Consider the following 22605-nt stretch of genomic DNA (forward strand, 5'->3'; position numbering starts at 1 on the left):
ATATTAATCTTTAAATCTTGTTCTGGTTACCATTCCTGTATTAAGCCAATTTCCAATGTCAAAATACAAAAATGTAAGTTTAAATAATTTTTTTCCGTTTTGCACCTCTGTCCTTTTACTTTTTGGATTATCATAAATTACAACATGCTGGTTTGCATCCAAGCCATCAATTTTATTTAACCCAAAAGAAACTTTGTTCTTATACGGAAGTTGGTGAAATTCTCTAATAATTTTTTCCGTTGCTCCCCTTCTATCGCATATGGTAAAAAAGAAATTGTCAAAGTTCATATTATTTTTTAATCTTTTCACCCTTCTTTCCCATTTTTCTATAGCTTCTTCTTTGTTTTCATAATGCTGAAAGTGAATTTCAACATCATCCAACATTCCAATTGGGTATACTTCCTTTACGTTTATCTCATACTTGGACTTCTCTATAAATTGTAATTCTTGGTTTAAATAGTGCTCAAAGTTCTTCAATAACTTTATATAGCATGGTCCACACAAAAATAAACCCACAAAAGGGGTGCTATAAGGTAAATCCAACCACTTATATAACTGACCTCCCCAACAATTTTTGCTAACAATTACAAAATCCCTGTTTCCTAATTGTTTCACGTCCCTTTTGGAAAAATAGTTCTCAAAATATTGCCTAACCTTTCTTTTAATAAGTATTTCAGCTCCTCTCAAATGATTAAGATTTGGTTTTTTCTAAATAGGACTGTAGAATAATTGTTGCGCTTATCTCATCAACCAAAGCTTTATTTCTTCTCTGGTTCTTCTTTAGACCACTGTCCAACATAGTTTGAAAAGCCATTTTAGAGGTAAACCGCTCATCTTGGCGTTCAATTGGAATTTCAGGAAAAGTTTTTTGTAATTTATCCAAAAAAGGCACAATCAAGATTTCCGATTCTGATGGAGTATTGTTCATTTGTTTTGGTTCCCCAACAACAAACCTTTCCACTGATTCATTATCTATATATTTCTTTAAAAAAACAAAAAGTTCTTTTGTGGCAACAGTAGTCAAACCAGAAGCTATAATCTGCATTTCATCCGTAACCGCAATCCCGGTACGTACTTTTCCATAATCCAATGCTAAAATCCTCGCCAATTCTACTTTTTGGCAAAAATAAAACATAATATGTTATAAGTATAAAATAGGAAGGTTAATTACTTGCTACCTCTTATCTTTGCTAAAATTTTCTAAAAAAATGACCGAACTACAACAACTTATTGAGAATGCATGGGACAACCGTGAGCTTTTAAAAGAAACTAAAACGCAAGATGCCATACGTGAGGTAATAAATTTATTGGACAATGGAAAATTGCGATGCGCCGAACCAACATCAGATGGTTGGCAAATAAACGAATGGGTCAAAAAAGGTGTGGTCATGTATTTTCCCATTCAAAAAATGGAAACTTTGGAAGCTGGTATTTTTGAGTACCATGATAAAATTCCATTAAAAAAAGGATATAAAGAAAAAGGGATTCGAGTAGTTCCAAGTGCAGTGGCACGCCATGGTGCTTATATCTCTCGTGGAACCATTCTAATGCCAAGCTATGTTAATATTGGTGCCTATGTAGATGAAGGCACTATGGTAGATACTTGGGCAACCGTGGGAAGTTGTGCACAAATAGGTAAAAATGTGCACCTAAGTGGTGGCGTAGGCATTGGAGGTGTCTTGGAACCCTTACAGGCTGCACCCGTAATTATTGAGGACAATGCATTTATAGGTTCCCGAAGTATAGTTGTAGAAGGGGTTCGCGTAGAAAAAGAAGCCGTTCTAGGTGCCAACGTAGTTTTAACAGCCTCTACAAAAATTATAGATGTAACTGGTGATGAACCCATTACAATAAAAGGTAGGGTTCCTACCCGTTCAGTTGTTATACCAGGGAGTTACACAAAAGAGTTTAAGGCGGGGAGTTTTCAAGTATCCTGTGCTTTGATTATTGGACAAAGAAAGGAGAGTACCAACAAAAAAACTTCCTTGAACAATGCTCTTAGAGAGTATGATGTGGCAGTATAAAATGTAGGAAAATTATTCATAATGCAATTTTTTATTTCTTTTTTTGTTATATAATAAAAATAAAGAGAAGGCGCAACCAATTTAAGTCCTTTACATCTCTTTATTATATTAGACAATAATTTTAATATGCCAAATCCAAAAATAACCACCTTAATAATAACCTACAATGAAATGGATTATATACAAAAATGTATAGATTCCATTGATTTTACAGATGAAATAATTGTAGTGGATTCTTATAGTACAGATGGTACATATGAGTATCTACTTCATCATCCCAAGGTTAAGGTAATTCAAAATCCTTTTGAAAACTTTACATCTCAAAAATCATTTGCGCTAAAACAAGCTAAAAATGATTGGGTATTGTTTTTGGATGCTGATGAAGTAGTTCCTGAAAAATTAAAGCTTGAAATAAAAAGCACCATTGAAAATACGGATTGTGCTGCCTTTTGGTTCTATAGAAAATTTATGTTCCAAAACAAACCTTTAAATTATAGTGGGTGGCAAACTGATAAAAATTATCGCTTGTTCAGAAAAAGTAAAGCAAAATTTTCTGATAAAAAAATAGTGCACGAAACTTTGGTAGTTGATGGTAAATCTGGCATTCTTAATGAAAAGCTTATCCACTACTGCTATAAAAATTATGAAGATTACAAGTCCAAAATGCTTAAGTATGGTAGATTAAAAGCTAAAGAGGATTTTTACAAAGAGAATTACTTCAATTATCTTGTTTATATTTTAAAGCCAGCTTGGAAATTTTTTAACCATTACATTTTACGTCTAGGAATTTTAGATGGTAAAAAAGGTTTGATTATTTGTTACTTGAATGCCCTGGGGGTTTTGGAAAGATATAAAGAATTAAAACGATTAGAAAAGAAAAATGAGCTTGCCTATCACTTGGTAATGCCATAGTACGTCCAAACACTTTTCTCCTTTTTTGTGGCCTTTCTTATGGCAACATTCTTTGCTATGGATTCTGGTGTTTTATAACCTCTCTTATGGTCTAAATGTACGCAAACTGCACTGTAGCGCAATTGTTTGGACTTTATTCCAAAATTAAAAAGTCGCTCACCCAATTCACGATCTTGCCCACCGTATTGCATACGCTCATCAAATCCATTAACATTCAAAATGTCCTTTTTCCAACCAGAAGAGTTATGACCGTTCCAACTGGCATTTGTAGGGGTAACAGTATTAAAAAATTTAGATATAAACCCTTTTGCCGTAAGCTTGTTGTTTTTAAAAGTCTTGGGAAGACCTTCTTGCTTTAGCCAATTAATATTAAAACAATCTTGCTGTTGAATATTTTCTTTGGTAATGGCCTTAGAGATATTCATAGGCAACATATAATATCCTCCAGAAATAAAATAACCGATTTCCTTATTAATGTAATGTACTTGCACAAAATCTTCACGCGGAATACAATCACCATCCGTCATAATAATATACTCTGCACTGCAAGCTTTTACAGCTTTGTTAAGTATCCTTGATTTTTGAAAACCATCATCTTCTTGCCAAACATGGACCATAGTATATTGCACCTCTGGTTTCATTCTATCCAGAAGCTCTTTTGTCTTGGGACCCGAACCATCATCCGCAATAACAACTTCAAAATTCTTAAAAGTCTGGCAATCAAAGCCCCATAATACCTTCTCTAACCACTCCTCAGAGTTATAGGTACTTATAATTACAGATATTTTTGGAATGTCAGTCATATTTTTATTGTGGGCAAAAATATAAAAGTCTAGCAGTATATTTTTAATTTTGCTCTTTTAATGTTCAAATCCTTAATCTAATACCATAATTTAAAGAAAAACAATAGTTTATGAAAGTTAAAGAAATTCCTGTTTCCCTTTTTCATACTTGTAAACTTTTGATGATACCATCTAAAAAAATAAAGTCCCCGAAAAGTGAAAAAATACCTGTTATCATATCTTTGACTTCAATTCCATCGAGAATTCCTATTGTTCATATTACAATTAGAAGTTTATTATTTCAATCCGTAACCCCTGATAAAATTATTTTATGGTTACACAAAGATTTAAAACAACAACTTCCTAAAAAATTAAAGAATTTAGAAGGAGATATTTTTGAAATTCGTTTTTCCGAACTTACCTGTTCGCATAGAAAATTAATACATCCGCTTGAATTTTTTCCGTCCAATATTATCATCACCTGTGATGATGATATGATTTATAGTTCTAATTGGTTAAAACGATTATATAAAGAGCATAAAAAATTTCCTAAAGATATTATCGCCAACCAAACACGGTATATTAATTATAACCTTAAAGGTGAGTTACTACCTTATAAAAAATGGACCAAAGAAGAAGGCATGGAATTTAATCAACAGGCGGTATTGCCCATTGGGGCTGGGGGCGTTCTATATCCTTCCAAATCACTTTCTGATATGGCAACCGATCAAAATTTATTTCTTAAACTAACCCCTAAAGCAGATGATCTTTGGTTTAAGGCCATGTCACTTTTAAAAGGAACTTGTAGTAGAGCATCTAAACAAAGTCAAAAAAAACCTATTCCCATTTTAGGCTCCCAAATAGAATCTCTTAAAAAAAATAATGTGGATAACGATAAAAACCGGATACAATGGTTGGCCGTATCAGAACATTTTAAGTTAAATCTTCATAAATAAAACCATGACAGAAGAAATAAACAAGTCTATAGAAGTTTTAAAAAAGGGTGGACTCATTCTCTACCCTACAGATACTGTATGGGGTATTGGTTGTGATGCTACAAATGAAGAGGCTGTGAAAAAAATTTATGCTCTAAAAAAAAGAGTGGACACCAAAACCATGATATGTTTGGTTGCCAACGATTTTATGCTGGAAAGACATATTAAAAAAGTTCCAGATGTGGCCTATGATATCATTGACCTATCAGAAAAACCAACTACAATTGTCTATGACAATCCACAAGGTGTAGCTAAAAACTTAATTGCGAGTGATAATACATTGGCAATTAGAGTAGCAACCGACAAATTTTGTCAGTACTTAATCAACAATTTCAAAAAACCACTAGTATCCACCTCTGCCAACCTTACAGGCAATCCAACCCCCACAAGCTTCAAAGAAATAGATCAAGCAATTTTAAAAGGTGTGGACTATATAGTAAATTTGCATCAAGATAAAAAAATGGCGAATCCTTCTTCCATTATTAAACTGTCCAATAGTGGTATTGTAAAGGTAATTCGCAAATGAAAGATGCCTAAAAATTACAAAGAAGCCTTAAAAAACCCCATTTTCAATATCATAGGAGAAGCTGCAAAAGAACTTTCACTAGATAGCTATGCCATTGGTGGGTTTGTTCGCGATTTTTTCCTTGAAAGAGGTACCCCAAAAGATATTGACATTGTAGCCATTGGCAGTGGTATTGAACTGGCCAAAAAAGTAGCCGAAAAACTTCCCAATCAGCCAAAAGTATCCATTTTCAAGAATTTTGGTACTGCCATGCTTCGTTACAATGACATCGAAATTGAATTTGTTGGCGCCAGAAAGGAAAGCTATAATAGGGATAGTAGAAAACCTATTGTTGAAAATGGTTCCTTGGAAGATGACCAGAAAAGAAGGGATTTTACAATAAATGCATTGGCTTTATCATTGAATGAAAAAGACTTTGGCGACCTATTGGATCCTTTCGGTGGAATAAATGACTTAAATAAAAAGCTGATTCAAACTCCTTTGGAACCGGGGATCACTTATTCCGATGACCCTCTTAGAATGATGCGTGCCATCCGTTTTGCAACACAATTGAATTTTGCAATTCAAATCGATTCTCTAAAAGCAATTTCAGAAAACAAGGAGCGCATCAATATTGTCTCTAATGAGCGAATTATTGATGAGCTAAATAAAATTATTCTTTGTAAAAAACCTTCTATTGGGTTAAAATTAATGCATGAAACTGGGCTTTTACATTATATATTGCCAGAATTAACAGCGCTACAAGGTATAGAGGAAGTTGAAGGTCAAAAGCACAAAGACAATTTTTGGCACACTCTAGAAGTAGTTGATAATATCTCTGAACATACCGATAATCTTTGGTTGCGATGGGCTGCATTGTTGCATGATATTGGCAAAGCCCCCACAAAACGTTTTGATAAAAAAATTGGGTGGACATTCCATGCTCATGAATTTGTAGGCTCTAAAATGGTCTATAAATTATTCAAAAGATTAAGACTACCTTTAAATGAACATATGAAGTATGTTCAAAAAATGGTCTTAATGAGTTCTAGACCAGTAGTACTTTCACAAGAGCATGTTACTGATTCTGCTGTACGTAGACTTGTTTTTGATGCAGGTGATTTCGTCGACGACCTTATGACTTTATGCGAGGCGGATATCACTACAAAAAATCCAAAGAAGCAAAAGAAATACAAGAACAACTTTAAACTTGTCCGTCAAAAAATAGTGGAAGTAGAAGAACGAGATCATATTCGAAACTTTCAACCACCCATTACAGGAGAAGAGATAATGAAAACTTTTAATTTAAAACCATCTAAAGAAATTGGTTTGTTAAAAGAGGCTATTAAAGAAGCTATTCTGGAAGGTGAAATTCCCAATGAATACGAAGCTTCCAAAGCTTTTATGATTAGAAAAGCTAAGAGTTTAGGTTTGGAATAATTCAGCAAAAATCTCATTCACAATACTTTTTTAAAGTCAATTTCAATGAAATTGATTTTCCTAATTGGGTAATCTACAATTTTTAACCATTCGTCTATACTTATCCCTACCCTAACCCCATTTACTCTAATCTGAGGTTAATGATGTCTTACTTTCGGAAGAAATTAATTTAGGTTTTCCTTTTTTAAGGTAAATCACAACAACATCATTATGTATAAATGTTCCCCCACTTCATTTTTTGCATATGCAAAAAACGCTATTTTTTCTTTAATAATCTTCTGCCTACTATTGGCATCAACTCAAATTCAAGCGCAATTTGACACAGAGTATTATCTACCACCTTTGTGGAGCACAGATGCTGGACCTACTAGTACCAATAGCCCTAGTGAATTAATTATTTCAACCTCATATCCCTCAAGTAATGTTACCATACAAACATCAGATGGGGTAACCTTAAACACAACAATTACTGTCAGCCAAGGGGTACCTTTTAGTTTTTCTCTGTCCACAGTTCTTGGAATGACAAGAACCATTAATGCAGCCGAAATTAATAAAGGACTAATCATAACATCAACGGAACCAATACAAGTAGTTCATATCAATAATTCTTCTAATAATAAAACATATACCACACTAAAAGGCACAACTGCTTTGGGTACAGACTTCTATGCTGCTTCCCAAACCAAAGTGATTGCAGACCAATATGGCGCGGACGATGTTCATTTCATTTCTGTAATGGCCATGGAAGACAATACGGCCATTACTATTCAAATGCCAGATTTTAAAGTATTAGAAGGTACCGGAAACACTGTCAATATCACTTTAAATCAATATGAAACCTATTTGGTAAAAACGGCATTTGGCACAAATATTACTAATAATATTACAGGAGCACACATTACATCAGACAAAGATATTGCAGTTGTCAGTGGAGGACAACATCTTAGACAAACCATTGGAGGTGCAGCAGACGGTGGAGTGGACCAATTAGTGCCTATTGAAGCTGCAGACACAGAATATATCCTTTCTAGAGGTGATACTTCTCCTGATTATGCAATTATAGTTGCCACTCAAAGTAATACTCAAATTTTCATTGATGGCAATGTAACACCAGTTGCTACTCTTACAAATCCAGGAGATTACCATGAATATGATTTACCAGGAACACTAGGCTCTCCACACTATATTGAAGGAGACAAACCATTTTTAGTTTTTCACGTATCTGGATTAAAGGCGAATGAACTTGGTATGTCCATTGTTCCTTCGATATTATGTAGAGGTAGTAAAACAATCGACTTTCTAAAATTTAATGGATCAGTTAATCTAGTAAATACCGTTACTGTCATGCTAGAAACTTCTGGAATTTCGGATTTTAGGTTTAACAATGAAAGTTTAACAACCATGGGGATCACTCCAACAGCAGTACCAGGTAGAAGTGATTGGTCTTCTTTTTCTATTCCTGACAATAAAATATTGAACTCTAATAGAGCTTTTTCCCCAAGTTCATATTACCATTTAGGGCTCTTAGTTGGCGAAGATTTACTTACAGGGACATTTGGGTTCTTGTCTGGTTTTTCAAAAAATGTATACACATTGGATCCAAATGTACAATTACCTACACCAGGCTATACGGTTGCCAGCACATGTGACCTCAGAGGCCAGCCAGATGTTTTTCCGGTAACACTTGAATCAACTTGTGGCACACCTACAATTACAAGTGCTACTACAAGCGAAGCTACAAGTAATGTAACTTTTACCAATACTGGTTTTGGAACCTATGATTTACAATATACCTCAGGTGCCACATCAGAATATATTACAGATATAATAACCATACAATTTAAAACTACTGAAGCAACTGTTGACCAAGCATTTGGAGAAGCTAAAATAAAAGTTGTAATACCTCCAAATGTAGACGATGATGGTGATGGTGTTCCTGATTGTGCAGATCAAGATGATGACAACGATGGAATTCTTGATACCATGGAATATGTTGGGACAAATAATCCATTTGGTGATGAAGATGGAGATAACATCATTAATTATCTTGATGTTGTAGATGATAACTTGTCAGGTGATTTAAGTATAACTGATTATACAGATTTAAATGCTGACGGCACACCAGATGTATATGATTTAGATGGAGATGGCATACCCAATCATTTGGATTTGGATTCAGATAATGACTCCATACCTGATATTGTTGAAGCACAACCCACAGATACTTACCAACCGGCGGGAGCAATAGATCCAGTGACAGGAATTAGAGCAACTGGTACAGATACCGATGGATTTAACACAGTAACAAACTCAGATTTGGATGGTCTACCAGACTTCTTGGATTTTGATAGTGATAATGACGGATATTCTGATATTATTGAAGTTGGAAACGGAAGTTTAGATTCGGATGGAGACTCCATGACCAATGAATTGGTAGGAGTAAATGGTCTATCAAATAGTATTGACAATGTTGATAATTATACTGATTCCGATGGAACCATTGATGACCCAACATTATTACCAAATATAGATGCTTTAAATGATGTAGATTATCGCGAGGAACTAGACACTGATGGAGATGGAATACCCGATTCTTCCGATTTAGATGATGACAACGATGGTATATTAGACAATTTAGAAGCCATAGGGGGAAATAACCCAACTGGGGATGCAGATGGTGATGGCATTCCAAATTTCATTGACAGTGTTAATAATGGAGGGGTTGGCGACGGCTCTACTACAGATTATACAGATACCAATGCTGATGGCATTCCAGATGTTTATGATTTTGATGCAGATGGGGTTCCTAATCATTTGGATTTAGATAGCGATAATGATGGAATTTATGATGCTATAGAAGCTGGTCATGGCCAACCCCATACAAATGGTTTGGTAGATGGTCCTGTAAACACAGATGGCATCGCAGATGCTGTACAAGCTATTGGACAAGAAACTAGTGGCTCGATAAATTATACTTTAAGTGACTCTGAAGTGACACCAGATGGAACACCCGATATATTTGAACTTGATTCGGATAATGATGGTTGTAATGATGTGATTGAAGCTGGATATACGGATACGGATGCAAATGGCATTCTTGGTGACAACCCAACAGCTGTCAATGCTAATGGAATAGTCATTTCAACAAATGTTGTAGATGGGTATACCAACCCTATAAATGCCGATAGCGGGTTAGGAAATACTGTTTATGATTTTCAACAATCGGGACAGTCACCAATTATAGCTACTGCACCAGATCAGCCTCAAAATTTAATAACCAATGGAGTTGACCCACAAACCTTTACTGTTAATGCGACAGGTACATTATTAATATATCAATGGCAAGTGGATGACCAATTGGGAGGTGGTTTTATAAATATTGATCCATTGAACACAACAGATATTTATACAAATAGTGATTCTGCTACTTTAACCTTAACGGGAATTACTTCATCAGAAAATGAATATCAATATCGAGTTATTGTTACCGACAGTACTTTTGCTTGCGGCTCTACTATATCAAGTGCTGCGACCTTAACTTTTGATGATGCAGCCACAATTACAATAGATACACCTATTGAAGGGGACGGTGTCGCCAACGCTACAGAGTCAGCAGATGTAACCATTTCTGGAACAACTACAGATGTTGAGCTTGGGCAAACCGTTACGGTAACTTTCTCTGATGGGGCAAACCCTAATGTAATCACTACTGCCACGGTTGATGCAGGAGGTACATGGACCGCTACAGATATAGACATTAGTGGTCTTGATACGGGGAACATATCTGTGAATGCAAATGTGACGGATCTTGCAGGTAATACAGCAAATAGTCTAGGGAACATCATATTAGATAATACGGCAACCATTGACATCAACACTCCTATTGAAGGGGATGCATTGGTAAATGCTGCAGAAGATGGGAATGTCTCTATATCTGGGACCACTACCGGAGTTGAAAACCTACAAACTGTGACCGTTACATTTAGTGATGGGGCAGCTACCGTTACAACCACTGCAACTGTTAACCCTGATGGCACATGGACCGCTACAGATGCGGACATCTCAGGATTGGTCAATGGACCCATTACCGTGAACGCCGATGTAACCGATGTTGCCGGAAACCCTGCAAATGAGTTGGAAAACATCTCTCTAGATAACTCTATCCCTATTATTGACATCAACACTCCTATTGAAGGGGATGCATTGGTAAATGCTGCAGAAGATGGGGATGTCTCTATATCTGGGACCACTACCGGAGTTGAAAACCTACAAACTGTGACCGTTACATTTAGTGATGGGGCAGCTACCGTTACAACCACTGCAACTGTTAACCCTGATGGCTCATGGACCGCTACAGATGTAGATATCTCAGGATTGGTCAACGGACCCATTTCCGTAAACGCCGATGTAACCGATGTTGCCGGAAACCCTGCAAATGATTTGGAAAACATCTCTCTAGATACCTTGGCAACCATTGATATCAACACTCCTATTGAAGGGGATGCATTGGTAAATGCCTCAGAAGATGGGGATGTCTCTATATCTGGTACCACAACAGGTGTCGAGGACAACCAAACGGTGACCGTTACATTTTCGGACGGTGTCGGCACAGTGACCACTACCGCAGTGGTGACAGGCAATAGCTGGACCGCTACAGATGCCGATATTTCAGCATTGGTCAATGGACCCGTTACCGTAAACGCCGATGTAACCGATGTTGCGGGCAACCCTGCAAATGATTTGGAAAACATCTCTCTAGATACCTTGGCAACCATTGATATCAACACTCCTATTGAAGGGGATGCATTGGTAAATGATGCAGAAGATGGGGATGTCTCTATATCTGGTACCACAACAGGTGTTGAGGACAACCAAACGGTGACCGTTACATTTAGTGATGGGGCAGCTACCGTTACAACCACTGCAACTGTTAACCCTGATGGCTCATGGACCGCTACAGATGCGGACATCTCAGGATTGGTCAATGGGCCCATTACCGTGAACGCCGATGTAACCGATGTTGCGGGCAACCCTGCAAATGATTTGGAAAACATCTCTCTAGATACCTTGGCAACCATTGATATCAACACTCCTATTGAAGGGGATGCATTGGTAAATGATGCAGAAGATGGGGATGTCTCTATATCTGGGACCACAACAGGTGTCGAGGACAACCAAACTGTGACCGTTACATTTAGTGATGGGGCAGCTACCGTTACAACCACTGCAACTGTTAACCCTGATGGCTCATGGACCGCTACAGATGCGGACATCTCAGGATTGGTCAATGGACCCATTACCGTGAACGCCGATGTAACCGATATTGCGGGCAACCCTGCAAATGATTTGGAAAACATCTCTCTAGATACATTGGCAACCATTGATATCAACACTCCTATTGAAGGGGATGGTGTCATCAATGCAATTGAAGCTTCTAATGTGATAATATCTGGGTCAACTATAGGGATTGAAGTTGGCCAAACTGTTTCAATAACCTTCTCTGATGGGGTAAACCCCGTAATCACAACGACCGCATTAATTGGTTCTGATGGCACTTGGAGTACTTCAGAGTTAGATATTAGCTCACTAAAATCCGGTAATATAGGTATAGATGTAATTGTTTCAGATTTAGTTGGTAATACAGTAAGTGGTCTTGAATATATAACAATGGATTCTTTAGCTACCATAACAATAGACAATGCCATTGAAATAGATAACATTGTTAATAGTTCAGAGGCTACCGATGTAACAATATCAGGAAGAACCACTGAGGTTGAAGTTGGACAAACAATTACGGTCACCCTCTCTGATGGGGTAAATCCAGATGTAACAACTACGGCAATAGTTAATCTTGATGGCACATGGATTGCTACCGATGTTAATATTACAGGATTAAATTTAGGCAGTATAGTTGTACAAGCCGTTGTGGTTGATAGTGCAGGCAATTCCACTAATGATACTCACAACATTACTCTGGATATTAATAATCCAATAATTACAAGCACAACTACCAATGACCCTACACCAATAATTATGGGTCTTGGTGAACCATTCGAAGTACTAATAATTGGAATTGATGTAAATGGTGACAGTATAGCTGATACTACTTATGATGTAGTTGTTGACAGCAATGGAAATTGGACTCTAGATACAGAAACAGCCATACCTACTAGTGGAACATTTCCAGTTCTAATTGATGGAAGTCTTATTAATATTTCGGTCACTGATATTAATAACAATATGGATAGCACAGCTATACAATTAATCATTGATACAGATGGAGATACTATAAATGATGGACAAGAACTATTGGATAATACAGACCCATTGGATGACTGTAATTCAATCAATGGATTCCCACTAGACTCAAGCGATTGTGATAATGATGGATTAACTACAATTGAGGAAATAAATTTAAATACGGATCCATTTAATGCGGATTCTGATGGTGATAGTATTAATGATGGACAAGAAATTATGGACAATACAGACCCATTAAACGGTTGCGAGTCTATTGGTGGCACACCGCCAGCGACCATCATTTGTGATACTGATGGTGATGGAATTCTAGATAATCAAGAAAATATTGATGGCACAGATCCTAATAATGATTGCGAGTCCATGGGTGGTGCTCCGCTAGGAACAAGTGATTGTGATAATGATGGATTAACTAATGATGAAGAAGCTGCAATAGGCACAGATCCCAACAATTCTGACTCCGATGGCGACACTATAATAGATGGTCAAGAAATTATCGACAACACCAACCCTCTTGACGATTGTGATTCAATTAATGGCATTCCATTATCTATAAGTGATTGCGATTCTGATGGGTTAACCAATAGCGAAGAAGAAGCGTTAGGTACCGACCCAAGAAATCCTGATACAGATGGAGATAACATTTTAGATGGTAGTGAGGTAAATGATCAAACAAACCCATTGGACAGTTGTGACTCTATTGGAGGAACACCCTTAAATGGCATAGCATGCGACATTGAAATTGAAAGTGATTTAATAGGGCCAGGCATTGGAAATGGTAGCTTTAAAATTAAGTTCATAAGTCTCTTTCCAAACAACACGGTGGAAATATATAATAGATGGGGTGTTATGGTCTACAAAGTTAATGGTTACGACAATAACGATAATGCTTTTAAAGGACTGTCCAATGCCAGGGCTACTATACAACAAAACGAAGAATTACCAGTAGGTGTATACTTCTATTTAATAAAATATTTTGATGACGATAAGGGCAAAACCAAATCTGGCTACTTATACATTAACAAATAAAATATAAACCATATATAAAAATAAATAAGATGAATAGAATAATAATAATACTTGTCTTTATAATGGCTTATGCACAGTCTATTAACGCACAACAAGATGCTCAATACACACAGTATATGTATAATACCATTTCAATAAATCCCGCCTATGCTGGCTCCCGGGGAGTGTTTAGTATTACTGCTTTACATAGGTCACAATGGATTGGCCTAGATGGAGCTCCCACTAGTCAAACATTTAGCTTTAGCACCCCTGTTTCAAAAAAAGTGGGAATTGGATTATCAATAGTAAATGACGAAATTGGTAATGGCACAAATCAAGATACCTATTTTAACGCCTCTTTTTCCTATACTGTGCCAACATCAGAGACAGGAAAATTATCCTTTGGCCTAAATGCAGGAGGCCATTTGTTAAATTTAGATTTTAACAAATTAAGAAACTTTGACCCCTCTATATCCCCAGGCACCACTAATATAGACCAAAAATTCTCACCAAATTTCGGGGGAGGTATCTATTACCGTACGAATAAGTTTTATTTGGGTCTATCTGTTCCTAGTTTCATGGAGACAGAGCATTTTGATGGCTCTGGACAGACTAGTTCTTATTTGGCTCAAGAACGCATGAATTGGTATATGATTTCTGGATATGTCTTTGAATTAAATCCTAATCTAAAATTTAAGCCTGCCTTGCTATTTAAAGCTGTAAAAGGCGCTCCATTACAAGCAGATTTATCAGCTAGTTTTCTTTTTAATGATATGTTTTCATTAGGAGCGGCTTACAGATGGGATGCTGCATTAAGTGCATTGTTAGGGTTTCAAATAACAGATCAACTTATGCTGGGACTTGCCTATGACAAGGAAACTACAGAACTGGGAAGCACCCAGTTTAATGATGGTTCTTTTGAAGCATTCTTAAGATATGAATTCCAGACAAAACGCAAAAAAATATTAACTCCAAGGTTCTTTTAAAAATATATTAAGATGAACAAATTAAAAATTTTACCCGTAATTCTAATTTCTATAAATTCTTTTCTTTGGGCTCAAGAAGGTAAACTAAAAAAAGCCAAAACCAACATAGACAATTTTGCTTTTGTTGAAGCTATTTCATCCTACAGCGAGCTTGTCAAGAAAGGATATAACTCCAAAGATATTTTCTCTAATTTAGGAAATGCACATTATTTAAATGCGAATTATAAAGAAGCGGCCAATTGGTACGGCAAACTATTAAAATTAAATACAACGGATATAGATGCAGAGTATCTGTATAGGTATGCGCAAAGCTTAAAATCAATAGAAAAGTATTCCGAGTCCGATTCTTGGATGCAAAAATTCAATAAAGCCAAGGCAGACGACACAAGAGCTTTAAAATTCAACAAAAACAAGGATTATCTGGAACAGATAAAAATTACCTCGGGAAGGTATCAAATTGAAAATTTGAAAATAAATTCCAAAGCATCAGATTTTTCACCATCTTTTTATAAGAATGATTTGTTGGTATTTTCATCTGCAAGAGATTCTGGAATTGCAAAAAAGAATATTCATGCATGGAACGACAAACCCTTTTTAAATCTTTTTAAAACTGACAAACAATCTAATGGAAATTTAAAGGAACCTGTTAAATTTTCAAAAAAAATCAACAAAAAAACACATGAATCTTCACCTACTTTTTCCAAAGATGGCAATACCATATATTTTACAAGGAACAATTCATCCAACGGTAATTTTTCCAGAGATAAAAAAGGAATAAGTAGGCTTAAAGTTTATACATCTACATATAAAAATGGAGTATGGGGCAATATAAGGGAGCTTCCTTTCAACAGTAATGATTACTCTGTGGCCCACCCTACTTTAAATTCTGATGGAACCAAACTTTACTTTGCCTCCGATATGCCAGGAAGCATAGGAGCTTCCGATATTTATGTAGTAGATATTAAAAAAAATGGCAAATTTGGAACTCCTCAAAATTTAGGTGACAAAATTAACACCGAAGGCAACGAAACATTTCCCTTTATTACCGACAGTAACATTCTTTACTTTGCCTCGAATGGACATCCTGGTTTAGGTGGCCTAGATATGTTTGCGGCAGAAATGAGCAATACAGTGGATAGTCCAGTTATAAATCTGGGTGAACCCATTAATAGTAACAAAGACGATTTCTCATTGATTATCGATGAAACATCTAAAAGCGGCTATTTTGCTTCTAACCGTAAAGGTGGAAAAGGTGATGATGATATTTACAGTTTTTTAGAACTTAAACCTATTGTTTTTAATTGCAGTAATACAATACAGGGCATTGTAAAGGATATTGAAAACGGCAACACTCTTTCCAATGCCATTATAAAATTGATAAATGACAAAAATGAAGAATTTACGGTAATCAGTAATGAATCGGGGCATTTTAAGATAGATTTAAAATGTGGCAACAAATTCAACACAGCTCATGTTTCCCTTGAGAAATATGAATACTCAACTATAAATTTCAATGTGCTTCCAAAAGAATCTCAAAAATTAATTGAAGTTCTCTTATCAAAGGTAAAAGAAGAGGCTCCTTTAAATTCTGATCTGTTTCATCTACTAAATCTAAATCCAATTTATTTTGAAACAAACAGTTCATATATTAAAAAAATAAGCTACAAAGAATTGGATAAGATTGTAACCTATTTAAAGGACAATAAGGCTATAAGAGTTGATGTGAGATCACATACGGATAGTCGTGGGAGTGATAAATATAATCTTTGGCTGTCCAATAAACGAGCCAAACAGACCATGGACTATATCATATCTAAAGGCATAGATAAGGGGAGACTTACGGGTAAAGGTTATGGAGAATCACAAATATTAAATAATTGCTCAAATTCTGTCAAATGTTCAGAAGAAGACCATCAAATAAATAGAAGGTCAGAATTTATTGTAGTTGAATAATTCCATATTCATAATAGCAAAAAAAGGGAAGACGAAAGTTTTCCCTTTTTATTTAGTTCAAATAAGGCTTTTTTCTAAATATAGTATAGTAATTTTGTCTGTGTTTTTACCCTATTTAACATGGAAAAATATTATAGAAAACTAATTATAGCCTCCCTAATTCTTGTATATCTTGTTATCGTTGCGGGAGCAGTTGTACGAATGACGGGAAGTGGTATGGGATGCCCAGATTGGCCCAAATGTTTTGGCACCTATATTCCGCCAACCGAAGTTTCCCAATTGGAATGGCATTCCAACAATGAATATAAAAAAGGACAGGTTATCATTGTTGGCGAAACCCTACAGGTAGCCATCAAAGATTTTACAACGCTATCTGAATTTAACAAAAGAAACTGGGAACCCTATACAAAGCATGACTATGCAAAATTCAATGTATGGCATACATGGATAGAATATATAAATAGGCTGCTAGGAGCTTTGGCCGGTATGGCAACTTTTATAATGGCCATATTGTCACTGTCTTATTGGAAAAAGAAAAAATTGGTGACCATTTTATCGTGGCTAGTGGTTTTTTCAATGGGATTTCAGGGATGGTTGGGTGCCACCGTGGTTTATTCGGTTTTAGAACCTATAAAAATTACTTTGCACATGCTCATGGCATTAATAATTGTAGCTATGCTTTTGTACTTAATTTACAAAACAAAAAATCCAAACAGCACTTTTGTATTTCATAAAAATTTAAGGGCATTATTTATAGGGTCATTAGTAATTACTTTAGTGCAAATTGTATTGGGAACCCAAGTGCGTCAATTTGTTGATGAACAGATAGGCTCTGTTGGTGAACATGCCAAAAATCTTTGGTTGAATAAGCCACTCGCCCAGTTTTATATTCATCGTACTTTCTCCATCACAGTGGTTGTTCTTAATCTTTACATTGCTTTTCTAATCAAAAAAAGACAACTTGGATATACAAAAATCAATTGGGTATTGGCCATACTTCTAATAGAGGTCGTTAGCGGTATATTTATGTATTATATGGATTTTCCTTTTGGCAGTCAGTCCATTCATATGGTTTTTGCCTCACTCCTTTTTGGTGTTCAATTCTATTTGGTTTTGGAGGCATCAAAATTCAATAAAACCCAAGAAACTTTGTAACTTTGTCCTCACTTAAAAATTAAGGGCATGGTTTATAAGATTAGGGTAATTCTAGATGCCGAAGATGATATCTTTAGGGATATAGAAATAGAAGAAAGTAATACTTTAGAGGATTTTCATAATGCCATTAGTCAATCTTTTGGGTTTTTGGGAGATGAAATGGCCTCATTTTATACTTGTGATGATAACTGGAACCAAGATGAGGAAATAGCTCTTTTTGATGTAAGTGAAAATGGCTCAGATGTTCGTCTTATGAGTGAAACTTTGTTGGAAGACATTCTTGGAGAACAAACACCCAAGCTCATTTATGTCTACGATTTTCTTAATATGTGGACTTTTTATGTGGAACTGGCCGATATAGTAGATAAAGAAGATGGAGGTTCTTACCCAAATACCCTGTTTAGTTTTGGAGAATTACCAGATTCACCTCCAGAGAAAAAATTTGAAGCGGATCCAGACTCCTCTTTTGACTTTAACGAAGGTTTGGAAAGCTATGATGATTTGGATTTTGATGAAAACTGGAACTAAAATAATTTACTGCCACTTTAACTTACTATAAAACATGTTAAACCTATACCCCACCCAAATTGAAAGTGTTTCCATACACCGTGTTGGAAATAAAAATAGAAATGAATCCATTTTTCTATCAGCAGAACCTTATTCTTTAAATGATGAAACTACAGGATTACTAAAAGAATATTTTTTTAGACCTTTCAGAGAAAAGGAAGAAAATTATTTTCATTTGGCCCACGAAGTGGATTTAGAGTTCAACCCTCTTTATAAGGTTGTTTCAGAGATTTTTAGTGAACCAGACTCAGTTCATTCAAATTCTAAAAAAATTGCCACCCATTTATTTGAACAGTCCAACCATCCGCACATAAAAAGTGGAGAAGTATATGTTGCCTACTTAACCGGGCTTATGTTGGATAATGTAAAAGTAGATGCTATTGGTATTTTTAAGAGCGAATTAAAGCATGATTTTCTTCAGTTTGAAGAAAAAGGTGGCAATCTAGATATGCTCGTACAACAGGGAATCAATATCAATAAACTGGATAAAGGTTGTCTTATTTTCAATACCAATAAGGAAGAAGGTTACAAAGCACTTTCCGTAGACAGTAATCGATATGACACCAAATATTGGCTAGAAAATTTCTTGGGTGTCGATGCCCTTTCAGACGATAATTTTAAGACCAAAAACTATTTAAAGTTCTGCCAAAACTTTGCAAAGGATGTGGTTTTACCTGCGGAGGACAAGCAACAGGAAGTATTGTTCATGAACCGAGCAGTGAACCATTTTGCCAAAAATGATGCCTTTGAGGAAAGTACTTTTTTAAATGAGGTAATGGAAAACCCAGAATTGATTCCTGAGTTTAAACATTACAAAGTCGAGAAAGGCCCAAAATACAGTATTGAGGATGTTTCCAATTTTGACATTGCCAACAAGGCAGTTTCCGATGCCCGTAGGAAAATCAAAAATGTCATTAATCTAGATACCAATATCCAAATTAAATTAGATTTTATAAACCCAGATTCTGCGGAGAAGTTTGTGGAAAAAGGTTGGGATGAAGAAAGGCAGATGTACTATTACTTGGTGTACTTTAATAAAGAGCAAAAAAGTTAATTAAAACTTCTTTTCAATAATCTGTTTCATACTAACATCCTCGTAATTTCTTTTTACAAAGTCCAGCGCCAAATCTAAAATTTGGCCCATGGTGGTGCATTTTTTAAAATCCAAATCCAAAGTAAGGTCATAAATCTGGCTTTTCAACAACTCTATATGTGATTCCAAAGAAATATGATCTGTTTTGCATATACTTCTTAGTTTCTTAATCCTATTCCCTGAACTTATGATTCGTTTGGCCACAATGGAGCGCTCCTCAATTTTGTATTGATCAACAGAATCTTTTTGCAATTTATTGCGGACAAGTTCCACCATTTGGTAATTTTCTTTAAAAAATTGCGGACGATACACCTTCAACTTTCCTTCAAAACACTGCTGGTCAAAATCTATGGCACGTATCTTATAGACCACATGGTCAAAATCATGGGTAGGCACTATAACATAGTTATAGGACCGCATATCTCCCAACAATCTAATCATGCAACGTTCATTGAACTTAACAAACTCTTTGGCAAGTTGGGCCTTCTCTGATTCTGAACACTTGGGAAGCATTTCCTTGATAAAGTCATCACCGGGAATTCCCGCAATATGCTCTTCAATCAAAGTATCTTTATACACCAAAAAGTTAAGGTTATATGGGGAAAGCATGTGTTCCAATTCCAACCCATATATACGAGAGGCATCTGTTTTTTTTATATAAAAATAAGTGAAGTTATCATTTAAAATGTTTCTAATTTTAATCCTAAAAGGTTTAGAGTTTCCAAATGTACAGTAGTCCACAGCATCCACATTAAGGTATTGAAATATGCTATCGCTTCCATCTGAAAGCAAAATAGAATATACCCGTTTTAAGCTTAAATCTATTTCTTGTCTTTCGTACTCAGAATAATAGACCCTTATCCATAATGTATCCTCACCTTCCGTGTCATAAACCGTAATTGAACCTGAAAAACGAAGTAAATCCTCATAAAAAATAGGGATCTCAATCTTTCTGTTATAATAGTCCAAATAAGCATCCAATCGTTTGTTAACGGGGTAGGCCGGTTTTTTTTTGGACATTAGTTTTTCCTCGATCATTATATCTATCTATTATTTATTGATGTTATCTTGTAACAAAATAGTGATTTCCTCGTCAAGTTACTATAAACAACCCAAAAACCCATCCCAATTTGGAAACGATACTCTCTGTAAATAATCTCACCAAAAAATTTGGATACCTAACAGCAGTAAAAGATTTATCCTTCACTATTGAAAAAGGTAACGTATATGGCATTTTAGGCCCTAATGGAAGTGGCAAATCTACCACATTGGGCATTGTCCTAAATGTGGTAAATGAAACAAATGGAACTTTTAGTTGGTTCAATGGGGACACAGACACACACAATGCTCTTAAAAAAGTGGGTGCTATTATTGAAAGGCCAAACTTTTACCCATACATGACTGCCGTCCAAAATTTAAAATTGGTTTGCAAAATAAAAGAGGTAAGCGAAGATAAAATTGAAGAAAAGTTAAAGTTGGTTGGGCTTCTGGAACGAAAAAACAGTAAGTTTAAAACCTATTCTTTGGGAATGAAACAACGCTTGGCCATTGCCTCTGCCCTATTGAACGACCCAGAAATATTGATATTGGATGAACCTACAAATGGTTTGGATCCACAGGGAATTCATCAAATAAGAGAAATCATAAAGAAGATTGCAAGGCAGGGAACCACTATTTTATTGGCATCGCATTTATTGGACGAGGTGGAAAAAGTATGTAGCCATGTTGTAATTCTTAGAAAAGGCGAAAAACTATATTCGGGAAGGGTGGATGATATGTTGGCAAGTCATGGTTTTTTTGAGTTAAAAACTGAAAACATGGCAGAATTGGAAACCTATCTTGAAAAGAATGACAGTTTTGGAAAGGTAACTACAGAAAATGGCCTTATAACTGCTTTTCTAACAGAAGAAATGAATCCAGCAGTTCTAAATCAAGAATTGTTCAAAAAGGGAATTATATTATCTCACATGGTTAAACGCAAGGAAAGCTTGGAAGAACAATTCTTGACCTTAACAAAAAACCAAAGCAACTAAATCTACCCCCAATTTAATGTGGGCAAATACATCAACCAAAAGTATATGATACGTTTATTACAAATAGAATTTATAAAGCTTTGGAACAATCGGGCCAGTAAAGTATTGATTATCTCCTACTTTGTTTTGCTTACATCTATAGCATTAGTAGCTGCCATAAAATTTGATATTGGTCCTGTAAAGTTTCATTTAGCAGATCAGGGTATTTTTAATTTTCCATATATATGGCATTTCAACACATTCATTACCGCATTTTTTAAGTTATTTCTTGCTATAGTAATTGTATCCATGATGGCCAATGAATACAGTAATAAGACCATAAAGCAGAATCTTATAGACGGACTGTCCAAAAAGGAGTTTGTACTCTCTAAATTTTTAACCGTCATCTCATTTGCCGTTATCTCTACGGTTTTTGTGTTTGTGGTTTCCATGATTTTGGGACTGATATATTCTGACTACAATGAAATATCAATCATTTTTTCAGACTTGGAATACCTCTTCGCCTTTTTTATTAAACTCATAGGCTTTTTCTCCTTCTGTTTGTTTTTGGGAATTTTAGTAAAAAGATCCGCCTTTGCCCTAGGTTTTTTAATCTTATGGCAAGTTTTTGAGGGTTTTGTTCGAGGAATGATTCGTTGGAAACTTTTTGATGGAGAAACCACAGATAGAATAATGGGATTTTTTCCCCTTAATTCTATGTGGAACTTAATTAAAGAACCCTTTTCAAGGTTAGGTGCCGTAAAATCTGTGGCCAACCAAATTGGTGAAGAATTTAATTTCGACTATGCCGTGCACTGGTATGAAATTTTAATTGTGTTGGTCTGGACTGCAATTTTCATCTATTTATCTTACGCATTATTAAAGAAAAGGGATTTATAGTATCTTGTGAGGTGC

17 protein-coding genes are annotated in these 22605 nt (G+C 35.6%); 13 read left to right on the top strand and 4 right to left on the bottom strand.

All coding sequences use genetic code 11. The features are described from left to right. Positions 1-3: 3 nt before the first annotated feature. The gene (locus tag GGR42_RS14360; RefSeq protein ID WP_167965434.1) at positions 4-687 is read right to left on the bottom strand and encodes a DUF1919 domain-containing protein; all 684 of its coding nucleotides are present in this window, start codon (positions 685-687) and stop codon (positions 4-6) included. Positions 688-691: 4 nt separating this feature from the next. Beyond that, complete coding sequence (gene ruvX, locus GGR42_RS14365) at positions 692-1108, bottom strand: Holliday junction resolvase RuvX (RefSeq protein ID WP_167965436.1); 417 nt, start codon at positions 1106-1108, stop codon at positions 692-694. Between the two features lie 100 nt (positions 1109-1208). On the opposite strand from ruvX, the gene GGR42_RS14370 reads away from it, so the two are divergent. Beyond that, on the top strand, positions 1209-2024 hold the full coding sequence (locus tag GGR42_RS14370) for a 2,3,4,5-tetrahydropyridine-2,6-dicarboxylate N-succinyltransferase (protein ID WP_167965439.1): 816 nt from the start codon (positions 1209-1211) through the stop codon (positions 2022-2024). Between the two features lie 126 nt (positions 2025-2150). Continuing rightward, the gene (locus GGR42_RS14375; protein ID WP_167965441.1) at positions 2151-2936 is read left to right on the top strand and encodes a glycosyltransferase family 2 protein; all 786 of its coding nucleotides are present in this window, start codon (positions 2151-2153) and stop codon (positions 2934-2936) included. Here the strand turns inward: GGR42_RS14375 and GGR42_RS14380 are convergent. Then, positions 2918-3739 carry a glycosyltransferase family 2 protein gene (locus tag GGR42_RS14380; RefSeq protein WP_167965443.1) on the bottom strand — a complete coding sequence of 274 codons (822 nt, stop codon included), beginning with the start codon at positions 3737-3739 and terminating at the stop codon, positions 2918-2920. The two genes, GGR42_RS14375 and GGR42_RS14380, sit on opposite strands and share 19 nt — an antisense overlap. Before the next feature lie 110 nt (positions 3740-3849). Between GGR42_RS14380 and GGR42_RS14385 the strand changes: the two genes are divergently transcribed. From GGR42_RS14385 to GGR42_RS14425, 9 genes are all read left to right on the top strand, one after another. Then, complete coding sequence (locus GGR42_RS14385) at positions 3850-4674, top strand: glycosyltransferase (protein ID WP_167965445.1); 825 nt, start codon at positions 3850-3852, stop codon at positions 4672-4674. Between the two features lie 4 nt (positions 4675-4678). Further along, positions 4679-5239: an L-threonylcarbamoyladenylate synthase gene (locus GGR42_RS14390; protein ID WP_167965448.1), complete on the top strand. Its 561-nt coding sequence runs from the start codon at positions 4679-4681 to the stop codon at positions 5237-5239. A gap of 3 nt (positions 5240-5242) precedes the next feature. Then, the gene (locus tag GGR42_RS14395) at positions 5243-6658 is read left to right on the top strand and encodes a CCA tRNA nucleotidyltransferase (RefSeq protein ID WP_167965450.1); all 1416 of its coding nucleotides are present in this window, start codon (positions 5243-5245) and stop codon (positions 6656-6658) included. A gap of 210 nt (positions 6659-6868) precedes the next feature. Next, on the top strand, positions 6869-13945 hold the full coding sequence (locus GGR42_RS14400; protein ID WP_167965452.1) for a T9SS type B sorting domain-containing protein: 7077 nt from the start codon (positions 6869-6871) through the stop codon (positions 13943-13945). Positions 13946-13974: 29 nt separating this feature from the next. After that, positions 13975-14910, top strand: a complete 936-nt coding sequence (locus GGR42_RS14405; protein ID WP_167965454.1) for a PorP/SprF family type IX secretion system membrane protein — start codon at positions 13975-13977, stop codon at positions 14908-14910. 12 nt (positions 14911-14922) lie between these two features. Next, on the top strand, positions 14923-16863 hold the full coding sequence (locus tag GGR42_RS14410) for an OmpA family protein (RefSeq protein WP_167965456.1): 1941 nt from the start codon (positions 14923-14925) through the stop codon (positions 16861-16863). A 120-nt stretch (positions 16864-16983) separates the two neighbouring features. Next, on the top strand, positions 16984-18018 hold the full coding sequence (locus GGR42_RS14415) for a COX15/CtaA family protein (RefSeq protein WP_167965458.1): 1035 nt from the start codon (positions 16984-16986) through the stop codon (positions 18016-18018). Positions 18019-18045: 27 nt separating this feature from the next. After that, complete coding sequence (locus tag GGR42_RS14420) at positions 18046-18546, top strand: plasmid pRiA4b ORF-3 family protein (RefSeq protein ID WP_167965460.1); 501 nt, start codon at positions 18046-18048, stop codon at positions 18544-18546. Between the two features lie 34 nt (positions 18547-18580). Beyond that, a complete protein-coding gene (locus tag GGR42_RS14425) occupies positions 18581-19639 on the top strand; it encodes a nucleoid-associated protein (RefSeq protein WP_167965462.1) in 1059 nt (352 codons plus the stop codon). On the opposite strand, the gene GGR42_RS14430 is transcribed toward GGR42_RS14425, so the two are convergent. Beyond that, a complete protein-coding gene (locus GGR42_RS14430; protein WP_167965464.1) occupies positions 19640-20716 on the bottom strand; it encodes a hypothetical protein in 1077 nt (358 codons plus the stop codon). Between the two features lie 92 nt (positions 20717-20808). On the opposite strand from GGR42_RS14430, the gene GGR42_RS14435 reads away from it, so the two are divergent. Next, the gene (locus GGR42_RS14435; protein WP_167965466.1) at positions 20809-21711 is read left to right on the top strand and encodes an ABC transporter ATP-binding protein; all 903 of its coding nucleotides are present in this window, start codon (positions 20809-20811) and stop codon (positions 21709-21711) included. Between the two features lie 45 nt (positions 21712-21756). Beyond that, positions 21757-22590 carry an ABC transporter permease gene (locus GGR42_RS14440; protein ID WP_167965468.1) on the top strand — a complete coding sequence of 278 codons (834 nt, stop codon included), beginning with the start codon at positions 21757-21759 and terminating at the stop codon, positions 22588-22590. Positions 22591-22605: the final 15 nt, after the last annotated feature.

Source organism: Saonia flava, from assembly GCF_011927795.1.
In the GTDB taxonomy this organism is placed as follows: Bacteria; Bacteroidota; Bacteroidia; order Flavobacteriales; family Flavobacteriaceae; genus Saonia; species Saonia flava.